Origin of the sequence: Streptomyces sp. NPDC050422 (assembly GCF_044458665.1) — a bacterium.
Taxonomy (GTDB): Bacteria; Actinomycetota; Actinomycetes; order Streptomycetales; family Streptomycetaceae; genus Streptomyces.
This window is the reverse complement of sequence record NZ_JBITIE010000001.1, coordinates 99,245-113,837: the sequence shown is the minus strand read 5'-3', so window position 1 is coordinate 113,837 and position 14,593 is coordinate 99,245. Positions and strand designations below refer to the sequence as shown.

Below are 14,593 nucleotides of genomic sequence, written 5' to 3'. Positions count from 1 at the left end.
TGACGCAATTCTGATGCCCTGACCGGAGGGGATCGGCGCCCCGTCAGTGCTCGATGATGTGCCCGTCGCCGAGTTCCAGCACCCGGTCGGCGAGGCCGAGCAACTGTGCGTCGTGGGTGGCGACGAGTGCGGTGACGCCCTCGCCGCGGACGACGGCGCGCAGCAGTTCCATCACCGCGAGGCCTGTTTCCGCGTCGAGCTGTCCGGTGGGCTCGTCGGCGATCAGCAGGGCGGGCCGGTTGGCGAGGGCGCGGGCGATCGCCACGCGCTGCTGCTGGCCCCCGGAGAGTTCGCCGGGGCGCTGGGCGGCGTGGTCGGCGAGACCGACCAGGGAGAGGAGCAGCGAGACGCGTTCCTCGCGCTCGCGCGGATCGGCCTTGCGCAGCCGCATGGGTACGCCGACGTTCTCCGCCGCGGTCAGGATGGGGATCAGCCCGAACGACTGGAAGATGAAGCCGACCCGGTCGCGGCGCAGCTCCAGCAGCCCGTTCTCGCCGAGCGAGGAGAGGTCCGTGCCGTCCACCGTGATCCGGCCGCTGTCGGGGGTGTCGAGGCCGCCGACCAGGTTGAGCAGCGTCGTCTTGCCGGAGCCGGAGCGCCCCTTGAGTGCGACGAGCTCACCGCGCGGCACCTCGAAGGACACCCCGCGCAGCGCGTGCACGGCTCCGGCGCCGGAGCCGTAGGAGCAGTGCAGGTCCTCGATCCGGACCATCGGCCGCTCGGCGACGCCGGTGCCGCCGTCCCCGCCTGCGCCCGTGGCGGCAGTGCTCTCGGTCATGTCGCTCCCCCATGTGTCCTTCGGCCGTCGGCCGCCAGTATGTGCATGCGACCGAGGACCGGGCAATGCCCGGGTCCGGCGGTGGCGGCGGACCCGGGCATTCGGTGCGTTCAGCGCGTTCCCGTGCCGTCCACGAGGGCGCGCAGCGCGATGTTGAGCCGGAGGACGTTGACCCGCGGTTCGCCGGCGAAGCCGAGGATGCGGCCGTCGGTGTGCTGGTCGACGAGCTTCTCGACCTGCTTCGTGCCGAGGTGGTTGCGTGCGGCGACGCGGTTCACCTGGAGCTGGGCGTAGGCCGGTGAGATGTCCGGGTCGAGGCCGGAGCCGGAGGAGGTGACGGCGTCGGCCGGTACCTGGGAGGGGCTGACGGGGTGGCCGGGGACGGAGTTGTCCTTGACGACGGCGGCCTTGGCGGCGGTGACCCAGTCGATGAGTTCCTCGTTGTCGCCGGAGCGGTTGGTCGCGCCGGAGAGGATGAGCGAGTACTGGGTGTTGACGCTGTTGGTGCCCAGGCCGTTGGAGGGGCGGGGCTGGAACCACCTGAGGTCGGGGGCCGCGGTCTCCTGGCCCTTCTTCAGGGGCAGGTCGTAGCGCTGGCCGATGAGTTCGGAGCCGACGACCTTGCCGTTTGCCGTGACCTCGGAGCCGTTGGCACGTCCGGGCATGAGTCCCTGGGCGGCGCCGGTGACGGCGAGCGGGTAGAGGACGCCGCAGACCAGGGTGAGGACGAGCAGGGCGCGCAGTCCCGCCCAGAGCAGTCGGGCGGAGTTTCCTACGGAGTTGTTCATGGCAGGTCAGCCGATTCCGGGGATGAGGGAGATGATCAGGTCGATGATCTTGATGCCGATGAACGGGGCGATCAGGCCGCCGAGCCCGTAGACGCCGAGGTTCCGCCGGAGCATCGAGTCGGCGCCGCTGGGCCGGTAGCGGACGCCCTTCAGGGCGAGCGGCACGAGCGCGACGATGATCAGCGCGTTGAAGATCACGGCGGACAGGATCGCGGACCGCGGCGAGGACAGGTCCATGATGTTGAGCTTGTCCAGGCCCGGGTAGACCACGGCGAACATCGCGGGAATGATCGCGAAGTACTTCGCCACGTCGTTGGCGATGGAGAACGTCGTCAGCGCTCCGCGGGTGATCAGCAGCTGTTTGCCGATCTCCACGATCTCGATCAGCTTGGTGGGGTTGGAGTCCAGGTCCACCATGTTCCCGGCCTCTTTGGCGGCCGAGGTTCCGGTGTTCATGGCCACGCCGACGTCGGCCTGGGCGAGCGCCGGGGCGTCGTTCGTGCCGTCGCCGGTCATGGCGACGAGTTTGCCGCCCGCCTGCTCGCGCTTGATGAGGGCCATCTTGTCCTCGGGGGTGGCCTCGGCGAGGAAGTCGTCGACGCCCGCCTCCTCGGCGATGGCCTTCGCGGTCAGCGGGTTGTCGCCGGTGATCATGACCGTACGGATGCCCATCCGGCGCAGTTCGTCGAACCGCTCCCGCATGCCCTCCTTGACGACGTCCTTGAGGTGGATGACGCCCAGGACCCGGGCGCCCTCCGCGTCCTGGCGGGCCACCAGAAGCGGGGTGCCGCCGGCCGCGGAGATGCGGTCGGTGAGGGCCTGCGCGTCCGGGGAGACGCTGCCGCCCCGCTCCTTCACCCAGGCGACGACCGATCCGCTCGCGCCCTTGCGGACCCTGTGTCCGTCGACGTCCACGCCCGACATACGGGTCTGGGCGGTGAACCCCACCCACTCGGCGTGTGCGAGCTCGCCCTGGTGACGTTCGCGCAGACCGTACTTCTCCTTGGCGAGGATCACCACGGACCGGCCCTCGGGCGTCTCGTCGGCCAGCGAGGAGAGCTGGGCGGCGTCCGCCAGTTCGGCCTCCGTCACGCCGGCGACCGGCAGGAACTCCGCCGCCTGGCGGTTGCCCAGGGTGATGGTGCCGGTCTTGTCGAGCAGCAGCGTCGAGACGTCACCGGCGGCCTCGACGGCGCGTCCGGACATGGCGAGCACGTTGCGCTGGACGAGACGGTCCATGCCGGCGATGCCGATCGCGGAGAGCAGTGCGCCGATGGTGGTCGGGATCAGACAGACCAGCAGCGCGGCCAGCACGATCATGGACTGCTCGCTGCCGGCGTAGATCGCGAACGGCTGCAGGGTCACGACGGCGAGCAGGAAGACGACGGTGAGGGACGCCAGGAGGATGTTCAGGGCGATCTCGTTGGGCGTCTTCTGCCGGGCCGCGCCCTCGACCAGGGCGATCATCCGGTCGATGAAGGTCTCCCCCGGCTTGGTGGTGATCTTGACGACGATGCGGTCGGAGAGCACCTTCGTTCCGCCGGTGACGGCGCTGCGGTCGCCACCGGACTCCCGGATGACCGGGGCCGATTCGCCAGTGATCGCGGACTCGTCGACGCTGGCCACACCCTCGACGACGTCTCCGTCGCCCGGGATGATGTCGCCCGCCTCGCAGACGACCAGATCGCCGACGCGCAGCTCGGTGCCGGGGATCCGCTCCTCGTTCGTGCCGATGATCCGGCGGGCGACGGTGTCGGTCTTGGCCTTGCGCAGGGTGTCGGCCTGGGCCTTGCCGCGGCCCTCGGCGACCGCCTCCGCCAGGTTGGCGAAGATCGTCGTCAACCACAGCCAGACGGCGATCGCCCAGCCGAACCAGTCGGTGGGATCCAGCACCGCGAGCACGGTGGTGAGCACGGAGCCGACCAGCACCACGAACATCACCGGCGACTTGACCATCACCCGTGGGTCGAGCTTGCGTATCGCGTCGGGGAAGGAGGCGATCAGCATCCGGGGATCGAACAGCCCGGCGCCGACGCGCCCTTCGGAAGCGGGCCCGGCCGGAGTGTCCTGGTGCGGTGCGCGGGCCGGATCGACTGTGGACATCGCGTCCTCTTGCTTCGTACGGACGGTTTGCTTCGTACCGATGGTTTGCTTCGTACGGGCGGTTTGCTTCGTACGGATGGTCATGACGCCAGCCCCTCGGCCAGCGGCCCCAGGGCGAGGGCCGGGAAGTAGGTCAGACCGGCGATGATCATGATGGTGGCGACCAGCAGTCCGCTGAAGGGCGGTTTGTGGGTGCCGAGGGTGCCGACGGTCGCCGATACGGGCCGCTGCTCGGCGAGCGAGCCGGCCAGGGCCAGGACGAACACCATGGGCAGGAACCGGCCCAGCAGCATCGCGAGTCCGATCGTGGTGTTGAACCACTGGGTGTCCGCGTTGAGCCCGGCGAACGCCGAACCGTTGTTGTTGGCGCCCGAGGTGTAGGCGTACAGGATCTCCGAGAAGCCGTGCGCACCCGAGTTGGTCATCGAGTTGCCCGGCGTGGGCAGGGCCATCGCTACGGCGGTGAAGCAGAGCACCAGGGCCGGGGTGACGAGGATGTAGCAGGCGGCGAGCTTGATCTCGCGGGTACCGATCTTCTTGCCCAGGTACTCCGGCGTGCGGCCGACCATCAGACCGGCGATGAACACCGCGATGATCGCCATGATCAGCATCCCGTAGAGGCCGGAGCCGGTGCCGCCGGGAGCGATCTCGCCGAGCTGCATGCCGAGCATCGTGATGCCGCCGCCGAGGCCGGTGAACGAGGAGTGGAACGAGTTCACGGCACCGGTCGAGGTGAGGGTGGTGGCCACCGCGAAGATGGACGAGCCGCCGACGCCGAACCGGTTCTCCTTGCCCTCCATAGCCCCGCCCGCGATGTCGAACGCGGGCCCGTGGTGGGCGAATTCGGTCCACATCATCAGCGCGGTGAAGCCGAGCCAGATGACGCCCATGGTGGCGAGGATCGCGTACCCCTGCTTGAGCGAGCCGACCATGCGGCCGAAGGTGCGCGTCAGGGCGAACGGGATGACGAGGATGAGGAAGATCTCGAAGAGGTTGGAGAGCCCGTTGGGGTTCTCGAAGGGGTGGGCCGCGTTGGCGTTGAAGTAGCCGCCACCGTTCGTACCCAGCTCCTTGATGACCTCCTGGGAGGCGACTGCGCCGCCGTTCCACTGCTGCGCGCCGCCCGTGAACTGGCCGACCTCGTGGATGCCGGAGAAGTTCTGGATCGCTCCCGTCGCCACCAGCACGAGGGCGCCGATCACCGAGATCGGCAGCAGGATCCGCACGGTGCCGCGGACCAGGTCGGCCCAGAAGTTGCCGAGTTCACCGCTGCGGGTGGCAGCGAAGCCACGTACGAGTGCCACCGCGACGGCGATGCCGACGGCGGCCGAGAGAAAGTTCTGCACCGCGAGGCCGCCGGTCTGCACGACGTGGCCCATGGCCTGCTCGCCGTAGTACGACTGCCAGTTGGTGTTCGCGACGAACGAGGCCGCCGTGTTGAACGCCTGGTCGGGGTCGATCGAGACGAAGCCGAGCGAGCCGGGCAGGGAGCCCTGGAGCCGCTGCAGCAGATACAGGAAGAGGACGCTCACGGCGGAGAAGGCGAGAACACCGCGCAGATAGGCGGGCCAGCGCATCTGCGTGTCGGGGTTCGCGCCGATGGCCTTGTAGATCCACTTCTCGGCCCGCAGATGGCGGGGCGAGGTGTAGACGCGGGCCATGTGGTCACCGAGCGGGCGGTACGCCAGACCGAGCGCCACGACGAGCGCGAGTACCTGGAGCACGCCTGCGAGGACGGGGCTCATATCGGGCTCAGAACCTCTCCGGGTACAGAAGGGCGAGGACGAGATAGCCCAGCAGGGCTACGGCCACGACGAGGCCGGCGACGTTTTCGGCAGTCACAGCTTCGCCACCCCCTTGGCAATGAGTGCCACCAGCGCGAAGACCGCGATCGTGGTGACGACGAAGGCCAGGTCGGCCATCGGATGCTCCTGGATGAGGTGCGGATTTCTCGGACCTCATGAGCAAACCGCCCGTCGGCGCCCCTGTGACCTGCGTTGATGCCTTCCTTACGGGGACGGGCCCGGCCTTGACGGCGCCTGTACGTGCCCGATACGCGCCCCATACGGCCGATGCGCCGCGCCGCCCCCGGACGCCAAGAAGCCGGTGGCCCGCACCCCTGCGAAAGGGGTACGGGCCACCGGCCGTTGCTTACGGGGTGCGGGTCAGCGCACCTCGGTGATCTCGGGGCCGCGCTGGAGGCCTGCCATGCCACCGGAGAACTTCGAGCCCTCCTGCTCCTCCTGCTGAACGCCCTCGGGAACCATCTGGGCGTCGTTGGGGAGCTTCAGGACGATCGGGTCGCGCGGGGCCATCGGGCCGTCGCCGCGGACGACCACGGTGTCCCGGAAGACCGTCTCCAGGAGACCGGCGGCCTCCGGCTGCACGGCGCCCTGGCCGGAGATCACTCCGCGCAGGAACCAGCGCGGACCGTCGATGCCGACGAACCGCACCATCTGCACGCCGTTCGCCCCGTCGGGGAGCTGTACGGGGACCTGCGCGCGCAGCTCCCAGCCCAGCGGGCCCTCGACCTCGTCGATGATGCCGCCCTGCTGGGTGATGCCGGAGGCGATCTCCTCGCGGACCTCGCCCCAGATGCCCTCCTTCTTGGGGGCGGCGAAGGCCTGCAACTGGATCGCGCTGTCGCGCAGCACGACGGTGGCGGCGACAATCGCGTCACCGGCGACCTCTACGCGCAGCTCCATGCCCTCGACACCGGGCACGAAGATGCCGCCCAGGTCGACCCGGCCCTCGCCGGGCTGGGAGACCTCGTCGATGTCCCACGGGCCGTCCGGCCGCGGCGCGGGCGGAAGGTTCGTCCGGCGCGATCCGCTCTCGGCGTCATCGAGCTCGTCGACGACCTGCTCGGCCTCGCGCGCTTCGTCCGCCGTGTCATCGGCGGAACCACTGTTCTTGCGACGTCCGAACACGTCACTTTCCTTCCCGGTCGGATTCGACCGAAGCGTAGCTGTTCCCGCCCTGGGGAACCCCGCCCCGGACGCCATCAACATCAGCCATCAACATCAACGGCGGCATGACCGCCGGTGGACCCGAAGCCCCCTTCGGCCCGCGCCGAACCGGGAAGCTCCGACACTTCGTGGAAGCGCACCTTCTCGACCTGCTGCACGACCAGTTGGGCAATCCGGTCGAACCGCTCGAACCGCACGGACTCGCGCGGGTCGAGATTGATGACGATCACCTTGATCTCTCCACGGTACCCGGCATCCACCGTCCCCGGGGCATTCACCAGAGCGACTCCGCAGCGTGCGGCGAGGCCGGATCGGGGGTGCACGAACGCGGCGTACCCGTCCGGCAGGGCGATCGAAACCCCGGTGGGGAGTACGGCCCGCTCGCCGGGCGCCAGCTCGGCGGCCTCGGTGGTGACCAGGTCGGCCCCGGCGTCGCCGGGGTGCCCGTACGACGGGATCGGCACGTCCGGGTCGACCCGGCGGATCAGGACGTCCACAGGGTGGCGCATCAGGGGTTCACCTCGAAGGCGCGGGCCCGCTTGACCTGGTCGGGGTCGGCCATCGCCGCCCGGATCTCGGCCGGGCGGCCGTTGTCGATGAAGTGATCGACCTTGACCTCGATGAACAGGGCCTCGGCGCGGACCGCGACGGGCCCGTCCGGGCCGCCGATCCGGCCGGTCGCCCGGGAGTAGATCTTCCGGCCGTGCACGGCGGTGATCTCGGCGTCCAGGAACAGCACGGTGTCCACCGGTACGGGGCGGACGAAGTCGGTCTCCAGCCGTCCGGTCACCGCGATCACGCGCAGCAGCCAGTTCAGCGAGCCGAGCGTCTCGTCCAGCGCGGTGGCCAGGACTCCGCCGTGGGCGAGGCCCGGGGCCCCCTGGTGGGCGGCCTGCACGGTGAACTCGGCGGTGACGCCGACGCCCTCGCCGGCCCGCGCCTGGAGGTGCAGTCCGTGCGGCTGTCCGTCACCGCAGCCGAAACAGTGTTCGTAGTGCGCGCCGAGCAGCTCGCCGGGTGCCGGGGCGTCGGGATGCCGGACCGGTTTCACCGCGTCGGCGGGGGGCTTCAGAGCCGCAGATGTTCCACTCACAGCCGCAGACCTTACCCGCGCGGGTACCCGCAGGTCGCGCCGTGCCAAGCTTGGGTTCATGCAGCCTTCCACCCCGCCGTTCGACGAACGTCTCACCGCACCCCGTTCGTGGTGGCTGATCGCCGCCCTGGTCGGCATCGCCTGCGCGCTGATGCTCCTCCCGCTGGGCACCCTGCCGCTGCTCGCCGGACTCGCGGGCGGCACCGCCCTGTCGGCGGTCGCGGTCAGTTCGTACGGCTCCGCCCGGATCCGGGTGGTGGCCGGTGCCCTCGTCGCGGGCGACGCGCGGATCCCCGTGTCGGCCCTCGGCGAGGCCGAGGTGCTGGACGCCGAGGAGGCGCGCGCCTGGCGCTCGCACAAGGCGGACACCCGGGCCTTCATGCTGCTGCGCAGCTACATCCCCACGGCGTTGCGCGTGGAGGTCACGGATCCCGAGGACCCGACTCCGTACGTCTATCTGTCGACCCGCGAGCCGCAGGCGCTGGCGGCGGCCCTGAAGGCGGCGGACCCGGCCTGATCGGGAGGGGGCCCGGACCTAGTCCTTCGAATCGTCCGGGCTCTCCGGGCTCTCGGGCAGGGCCTTGTACGGGCGCTCGGGCCGTTCCAGCGGCGGCAGCTCCGTCAGGCGGTCCCAGGAGACCTGCCGCTCGCGCAGGTCCTTCCTGACCCGTTCGGCGAGTTTTCTGGTGTCGCGCCGGTTCATCATCGCGCCGACGGCGGCGCCGATCATGAACGGGACGAGGTTGGGCAGATCGCGCACGGTGCGCTTCATGATCTGCTGGCGCAGCTCGCGCTTCATCTGGCCGCCGAGCGCCGTGTTGACCGTCGTGGGGTGGGCGACGTCGATACCGCGCTCCTCCGTCCAGGACGCGAGGTAGGCGGTGGAGCGCTGGGCGACGTTGCCCGGCGGGCGCAGCCCGTAGACCTCGTGCAGCTCGGCGACGAGCTTCATCTCGATCGCGGCCACACCGGTGATCTCCGCGGCCAGCTCGGCGAGCATGGCGGGCGGAACGGGCATCATGGCCGCCGCGCCGATTCCGGCGCCGACGGTCGCGGTACCCCTGCTCGCACCGGCGATGAGCCGGTCGGCGATCTCATCGGGCCCCAGGCCCGGGAACTGCCTGCGCAGGGTGGTGAGGTCGCGCACAGGGACGCGGGGAGCGGTATCGATGATCAGGTCGGCGATATGACCGATCGCCGCCTTGGCGCTCTCCCCGCCCTTGCGTACGCCCCGTTTCACTGACTTCAGACGGCCTGCCCCGGTCACGGGCTCCGTCCTGTCGGCCTGTCCGGCCCTGTCGGCCGTGCCGACTTCCGCAGCCGCCTCGATGGCCGCGACAGCTGCTTCGACTGCTTCGAGCGAGGCCGGCCGGCCTCGCTCGTCGTCCTGTTCGCCCGGCGTGGGTGGCAGGGCGGACCGCTCGGCAGGCGCTGTTACGCCCTCTGCCGGGCCTGTACCGCCCTGTTGCACCTCCGGCCCGTCCTTGCGCCGGCGGCGCCGCTTCCGGAACGGTGTGTCCCCTGCCACGGCCGACCGGACCTCAGTCGCAGTCGCGGCAGATCGGCTGGCCGTTCTTCTCGCGGGCCAGCTGACTGCGGTGGTGCACGAGGAAGCAGCTCATGCAGGTGAACTCGTCGGCCTGCTTGGGCAGGACCCTTACGGCCAGTTCTTCGTTGGACAGGTCTGCGCCGGGCAGCTCCAGTCCTTCGGCCGCGTCGAATTCGTCGACGTCGACGGCGGACGCCGTCTTGTCGCTCCGGCGAGCCTTGAGCTCTTCAAGGCTGTCCTGATCGACGTCGTCGTCGGTCTTGCGTGGGGTGTCGTAATCCGTTGCCATTTGTCGCTCTCCCCCTCTGGGTGTCTGCGGTGTCTCAGCGCACGTAACGCGTGAGAGGCCGGACTTGTGCCCGACCCGAGGCGGAGATTTTGCCTCACATCAAGGTCTGTTACTCAATCGACACCCAAAAGGACCGCTCGAGAGTGATCGGCTTGGGTGGCGATGGGGACCGTACACGGTCCCAGCGGTGCTGTTTGCCAGCACCACCCCGTGTACTTCCCGTGATATCGGCCCCCGAAAACCCGACTTTTGCCGGATTTCCGGAGGGATCCCTGATCACGGAGCGTGGATGGACGGAAAATCGCTCCTGTGATCGATCGCACACGGCCCCTCCGGGACCGAGTCCCGAAAATTCCGCTCAAAGCGAACAAAAATAATCTGTGTGCATCTCGCCCCGCCCGGCCTCTCAGACGGGCAGTGAGACGCGCATCACAAGACCACCGCCCTCGCGGGGCTCCGCGATGATACGGCCTCCGTGAGCACGCGCGACGGAGCGTGCGATCGACAGGCCGAGGCCCACTCCCTTGTCGCTGCCCGTTCGCTCCGTACGCAGCCGCCTGAAGGGCTCGAAGAGGTTGTCGATCTCGTAGGCCGGCACCACGGGTCCGGTGTTCGTGACGACCATCAGGGCCTGCCCCGGCATCAGCTCGGTGCTGACCTCCACCCAGCCGTCCGCAGGGACGTTGTAGCGCACCGCGTTCTGTACGAGGTTGAGCGCGATCCGCTCCAGCAGGACGCCGTTGCCCTGGACGACGGCCGGGGCCAGCTCGCTGCGCATCTCCACGCCCTTCGCCTCCGCTTCACCCCGCGCCTGGTCCAGCGCGCGGGAAGCCACCTCGGCCAGGTCCACGGGCTTGCGCTCGACGATCTGGTTGTCGCTGCGGGCGAGCAGCAGCAGGCCCTCCACCAGCTGCTCACTGCGTTCGTTGGTGGCCAGCAGGGTCTTGCCCAGCTGCTGGAGCTCCGGGGGTGCCTGGGGATCGGAGAGGTGGACCTCCAGCAGCGTGCGGTTGATGGCCAGGGGGGTGCGCAGCTCGTGCGACGCGTTCCCCACGAACCGCTGCTGTGCGGTGAACGCCCGCTCCAGCCGCTCCAGCATGTCGTCGAAGGTGTCGGCGAGCTCCTTGAGCTCGTCGTCCGGCCCGTCCAGCTCGATGCGGCGGGACAGGTCGGTTCCGGCCACCCTGCGGGCGATGCGGGTGATCCGGCCCAGCGGCGAGAGCACCCGCCCCGCCATGGCGTAGCCGAAGGCGAAGGCGATGACGCTCAGGCCCACGAGGGCCAGCAGCGACCGGTTGAGGAGCGTGTCGAGAGCCTGCTGGCGCTGGTGGTTGACGCAGGCGTTCATGGCGGCGTTGAAGTCGTCCGGGGTCGCCTTGTCGGGCAGATTGCAGACCTCGCTGGTCACCTGCCCGTTGGCGATCTTGAACGGCAGCTCGCTGCCCACATGCAGGGCCTGGGCGGCCAGCATGTAGATGATCGACAGCAGCAGGATGCCCGCGATCAGGAACATGCCGCCGTACAGCAGCGTGAGCCGTATCCGGATGGTCGGGCGCAGCCACGGGTACGGGGGCTCCTGCTGCTTGGGCTCCCAGGTGGGCTTGGGGGGCGCCGCCGCGGGCGGCGGGACGGTGGGCACGGGCGTCAGATCCGGTAGCCGGAGCCGGGCACCGTGACGATCACCGGCGGCTCGCCGAGCTTGCGCCGCAGGGTCATGACGGTGACCCGGACGACGTTGGTGAACGGATCGGTGTTCTCGTCCCAGGCCTTCTCCAGGAGCTGCTCGGCCGAGACGACGGCGCCCTCGCTGCGCATCAGGACCTCCAGCACCGCGAACTCCTTGGGAGCGAGCTGTACCTCCTGATCGTTGCGGAAGACCTCGCGGCGGTTCGGGTCGAGCTTGATTCCCGCGCGCTCCAGGACGGGCGGCAGGGCCACCGTCGTACGGCGGCCGAGGGCCCGGACCCGGGCGGTCAGCTCACTGAAGGCGAAGGGCTTGGGCAGATAGTCGTCCGCACCGAGCTCCAGTCCCTCCACGCGGTCGCTGACGTCCCCCGACGCCGTGAGCATGAGCACCCGGGTGGGCATGCCCAGCTCGACGATCCGGCGGCAGACGTCGTCGCCGTGCACCAGGGGGAGGTCCCGGTCGAGGACCACGACGTCGTAGTCGTTGACCTCGATGCGCTCCAGGGCCGCGGCACCGTCGTACACGACATCGACGGCCATGGCCTCACGGCGCAATCCGGTGGCCACCGCATCGGCGAGCAGCTGCTCGTCCTCCACGACGAGTACGCGCACGGCGCTTCCTTCCTTAGAACTTCACAGCAGAACTTCACAGCGGAACTTCACAGCAGAACTACTTCAAGCGGGACTGCACAACGCTCTCAGCAGACCGGCGGAGCGTCCGGACGGACCCGTGATCCATGATCCGGACCGCGTCTCGGCACGGCCTGTGCGGCTCCATCCTGCCCGTTACGCGTATAAACCGGCGGTAAGACGGTGCTGCCCGACCTGCGGCTTCCGGGAATTCGGAGGATTCCCGGGCCAGTTGAGGTTTCTCTGAGGGTTCGGCCGGGGAGGACGAATTCACACCCGCGATCACGTCTCGTATGTGGCGTGCCACAGGCCCCTCCGTCCCCCGGAGAGTGCGTGATCACCCGCCCTACCGCTTCGGCGGAGGGAAACCCGGGCACACCCCCGTGCCACCGACCCACGATGAGGGGGCGCTTCATGGACGCTTTCACCGCTGGTCTGCTGCAACGCATCCAGACCACCGAGTCCGACCTCACGAAGGCCCGCGAGACGGGCGACGACTTCCTTGTGGATGTCGAGCAGGGCGAGCTGGACGACCTGCACCGTCTCGCTGCCGAGCACGGTGTTCACATCGGCGCCACAAGCGTCTGAGCCGTCACGAGAGGGCCCCGCGATGCCGCATCCGCATCCGCGGGGCCTTTTCGGTTCCGGTGACGCCCACGGCCCGCTCAGCGCCTCTCGCAGGCCCGGGCGGGCCGGGGGTGGGGTCAGTCGTGCCAGGCTCCCAGTTCCTCCAGCATGGCCTGGAGCGGCTCGAAGACTCCGGGGGCCGCGGCCACCGTCAGTCCGCCGTCGGCGGGCAGTCCGGGGCGGCCGCCGGTCAGCGCGCCCGCCTCCCGGGCGATGAGGTCACCGGCCGCGAGGTCCCACGGGTGGAGGCCGCGCTCGTAGTAGCCGTCGAGGCGGCCGGCGGCGACGTCGCAGAGATCGATCGCCGCGGAACCGCCGCGGCGGATGTCCCGCAGCCGCGGGACGAGGACGCGCGCCACGTCCGCCTGGTGCGCGCGGACGTCGGCGACGTAGTTGAAGCCGGTCGACACGAGCGCATGGTCGAGCGGCGGGGCCGGCCGGTGGCGCAGCCGGGCGCCTTCCCCGTAGGCCCCGCCCTTTGCGTACGCACCGCCGCCGAGGACCGCGTGGTAGGTCTCTCGGCGCATCGGGGCCTCCACCACGCCCACGATCCGCTCGCCGTCGCGTTCCGCGGCGACGGAGACGGCCCACGTGGGCAGGCCGTAGAGATAGTTCACGGTGCCGTCGAGCGGGTCGATCACCCAGCGGATACCGCTGCTCCCCTCGGAGCTGGCACCCTCCTCGCCGAGGAAGCCGTCGTCCGGGCGGCGCTCGGACAGGAAGCCGGTGATCAGCTTCTCGGCGGCGATGTCCATCTCGGTGACGACGTCCACCGGGCTGGACTTGGTCGCCGCCACTCCCAGGTCGGCGGGGCGGCCGTCGCGCAGCAGCGCACCGGCGCGGCGGGCGACGTCCAGGGCGAGGTCGAGCAGTTCGGGCAGCAGGGGGTCGGTCACGGCGCTCCCAGGGGTGTGAGGGGTAAGGGTCGAATCGCTCTACGCGTACGGGCTGTCGGCGCCCGCGGCGGCCGGCTTGAGCGCCCGGGCCGGGCAGCAGCCGACCGGGCAGAGGTCGTGGCTCGGCCCGAGCGTCCCGAGCGCGCACCGCTCCCGGCCGAGGCCCTGTTCGGTGGCGGCGCGCTCCAGCACCAGGTCGCGTACGGCCGCCGCGAACCGCGGATCGGCACCGACCGTCGCCGACCGGCGCACCGTGAGCCCGAGCTCCGCCGCCTTCGCCGTGGCCTCGGTGTCGAGGTCGTACAGGACCTCCATGTGGTCCGAGACGAACCCGATGGGTGCCATCACCACGGCGGGGACGCCGTCACCGTGCAGCGACTCCAGGTGGTCGCAGATGTCGGGCTCCAGCCACGGGATGTGCGGGGCGCCGCTGCGCGACTGGTAGACGAGCTGCCAGGGGTACTCGACGCCGGTCCGTGCCGCCACGGCCGCCACGATCAGGCGGGCCACGTCCAGGTGCTCGGCGACGTACGCGCCGCCGTCGCCGTGTGCCTCCACCGGGCCGGAGGTGTCCGCGGCCGCGGTGGGGATGGAGTGGGTGGTGAAGGCGAGGTGCGCGCCGGCCCGCGCCTCCTGCGGCAGCTCGGCCAGTGAGGCGAGGACGCCGTCCACCATCGGCTCGACGAAGCCGGGGTGGTTGAAGTAGTGGCGCAGCTTGTCGACGCGCGGCACCGACAGCCCTTCGGCCTCCAGGACGGCCAGCGACTCGGCGAGGTTCTCGCGGTACTGCCGACAGCCGGAGTACGAGGCGTAGGCGCTGGTCGCCAGGACGGCGATGCGGCGGTGCCCCGCCCGGGCCATCTCGCGCAGGGTGTCGGTCAGGTAGGGCGCCCAGTTGCGGTTGCCCCAGTAGACCGGCAGATCGAGTCCTTGCTCCGCGAAGTCCTTGCGCAGGGCGTCGAGCAGCGCCCGGTTCTGGGCGTTGATCGGGCTGACGCCGCCGAAGAGGAAGTAGTGCTTGCCGACTTCCTTCAGCCGCTCCTCGGGGATTCCCCGGCCGCGGGTCACGTTCGCCAGGAACGGAACCACTTCGTCCGGGCCTTCGGGGCCTCCGAAGGAGAGCAGCAGCAGGGCGTCGTAGGGAGCGGGATCGCGCAGATCGGACATGCCGTCGATCCTGCCACC

General features: G+C 70.1%; 15 protein-coding genes and 1 pseudogene. 2 read left to right on the top strand and 14 right to left on the bottom strand.

Annotated features, from left to right (window positions below; all coding sequences use genetic code 11):
• Positions 1-43: 43 nt before the first annotated feature.
• From ACIBJG_RS00495 to ACIBJG_RS00460, 8 genes and pseudogenes are all read right to left on the bottom strand, one after another.
• Positions 44-778, bottom strand: coding sequence for an ABC transporter ATP-binding protein (locus tag ACIBJG_RS00495; RefSeq protein WP_399302386.1), 735 nt, complete (start codon positions 776-778; stop codon positions 44-46).
• A 110-nt stretch (positions 779-888) separates the two neighbouring features.
• Positions 889-1,566 (bottom strand): potassium-transporting ATPase subunit C, encoded by a 678-nt coding sequence (locus tag ACIBJG_RS00490; protein ID WP_399302384.1) that lies wholly within the window; start codon positions 1,564-1,566, stop codon positions 889-891.
• 6 nt (positions 1,567-1,572) lie between these two features.
• Positions 1,573-3,669: a potassium-transporting ATPase subunit KdpB gene (kdpB, locus tag ACIBJG_RS00485; RefSeq protein WP_399302382.1), complete on the bottom strand. Its 2,097-nt coding sequence runs from the start codon at positions 3,667-3,669 to the stop codon at positions 1,573-1,575.
• Between the two features lie 80 nt (positions 3,670-3,749).
• Positions 3,750-5,414 (bottom strand): potassium-transporting ATPase subunit KdpA, encoded by a 1,665-nt coding sequence (gene kdpA, locus ACIBJG_RS00480; protein WP_399302380.1) that lies wholly within the window; start codon positions 5,412-5,414, stop codon positions 3,750-3,752.
• Between the two features lie 7 nt (positions 5,415-5,421).
• A complete protein-coding gene (gene kdpF / locus ACIBJG_RS00475) occupies positions 5,422-5,511 on the bottom strand; it encodes a K(+)-transporting ATPase subunit F (protein ID WP_147971349.1) in 90 nt (29 codons plus the stop codon).
• A 323-nt stretch (positions 5,512-5,834) separates the two neighbouring features.
• A complete protein-coding gene (locus tag ACIBJG_RS00470) occupies positions 5,835-6,599 on the bottom strand; it encodes a DUF3710 domain-containing protein (protein WP_399302377.1) in 765 nt (254 codons plus the stop codon).
• Position 6,600: 1 nt separating this feature from the next.
• Positions 6,601-7,147: pseudogene (dut, locus tag ACIBJG_RS00465) on the bottom strand (dUTP diphosphatase).
• Positions 7,147-7,731, bottom strand: a complete 585-nt coding sequence (locus ACIBJG_RS00460) for a PaaI family thioesterase (protein WP_326657385.1) — start codon at positions 7,729-7,731, stop codon at positions 7,147-7,149. Before ACIBJG_RS00460 ends, dut begins: the two are co-directional and overlap by 1 nt.
• Before the next feature lie 58 nt (positions 7,732-7,789).
• Here ACIBJG_RS00460 and ACIBJG_RS00455 point away from each other — a divergent pair, with 58 nt between their 5' ends.
• Positions 7,790-8,248, top strand: a complete 459-nt coding sequence (locus ACIBJG_RS00455; RefSeq protein ID WP_399302375.1) for a DUF3093 domain-containing protein — start codon at positions 7,790-7,792, stop codon at positions 8,246-8,248.
• A gap of 18 nt (positions 8,249-8,266) precedes the next feature.
• Here ACIBJG_RS00455 and ACIBJG_RS00450 read toward each other — a convergent pair whose 3' ends face one another.
• The 4 genes from ACIBJG_RS00450 to ACIBJG_RS00435 all read right to left on the bottom strand — a co-directional run bounded on the left by ACIBJG_RS00450 (position 8,267) and on the right by ACIBJG_RS00435 (position 11,867).
• Positions 8,267-9,259, bottom strand: a complete 993-nt coding sequence (locus ACIBJG_RS00450; protein ID WP_399302373.1) for a hypothetical protein — start codon at positions 9,257-9,259, stop codon at positions 8,267-8,269.
• A 13-nt stretch (positions 9,260-9,272) separates the two neighbouring features.
• A complete protein-coding gene (locus tag ACIBJG_RS00445) occupies positions 9,273-9,569 on the bottom strand; it encodes a DUF4193 domain-containing protein (RefSeq protein WP_003965732.1) in 297 nt (98 codons plus the stop codon).
• A gap of 406 nt (positions 9,570-9,975) precedes the next feature.
• Positions 9,976-11,208 carry a sensor histidine kinase gene (locus ACIBJG_RS00440; RefSeq protein WP_399302371.1) on the bottom strand — a complete coding sequence of 411 codons (1,233 nt, stop codon included), beginning with the start codon at positions 11,206-11,208 and terminating at the stop codon, positions 9,976-9,978.
• A gap of 5 nt (positions 11,209-11,213) precedes the next feature.
• A complete protein-coding gene (locus tag ACIBJG_RS00435) occupies positions 11,214-11,867 on the bottom strand; it encodes a response regulator transcription factor (protein ID WP_399302369.1) in 654 nt (217 codons plus the stop codon).
• A 432-nt stretch (positions 11,868-12,299) separates the two neighbouring features.
• Here ACIBJG_RS00435 and ACIBJG_RS00430 point away from each other — a divergent pair, with 432 nt between their 5' ends.
• Positions 12,300-12,473 carry a hypothetical protein gene (locus ACIBJG_RS00430; protein ID WP_399302367.1) on the top strand — a complete coding sequence of 58 codons (174 nt, stop codon included), beginning with the start codon at positions 12,300-12,302 and terminating at the stop codon, positions 12,471-12,473.
• Between the two features lie 116 nt (positions 12,474-12,589).
• Here the strand turns inward: ACIBJG_RS00430 and ACIBJG_RS00425 are convergent, their stop codons facing one another.
• Both ACIBJG_RS00425 and ACIBJG_RS00420 read right to left on the bottom strand, forming a co-directional pair.
• Positions 12,590-13,408 carry an inositol monophosphatase family protein gene (locus tag ACIBJG_RS00425; RefSeq protein WP_399302365.1) on the bottom strand — a complete coding sequence of 273 codons (819 nt, stop codon included), beginning with the start codon at positions 13,406-13,408 and terminating at the stop codon, positions 12,590-12,592.
• 39 nt (positions 13,409-13,447) lie between these two features.
• The gene (locus tag ACIBJG_RS00420) at positions 13,448-14,575 is read right to left on the bottom strand and encodes a ferrochelatase (RefSeq protein WP_399303256.1); all 1,128 of its coding nucleotides are present in this window, start codon (positions 14,573-14,575) and stop codon (positions 13,448-13,450) included.
• Positions 14,576-14,593 lie beyond the last annotated feature (18 nt).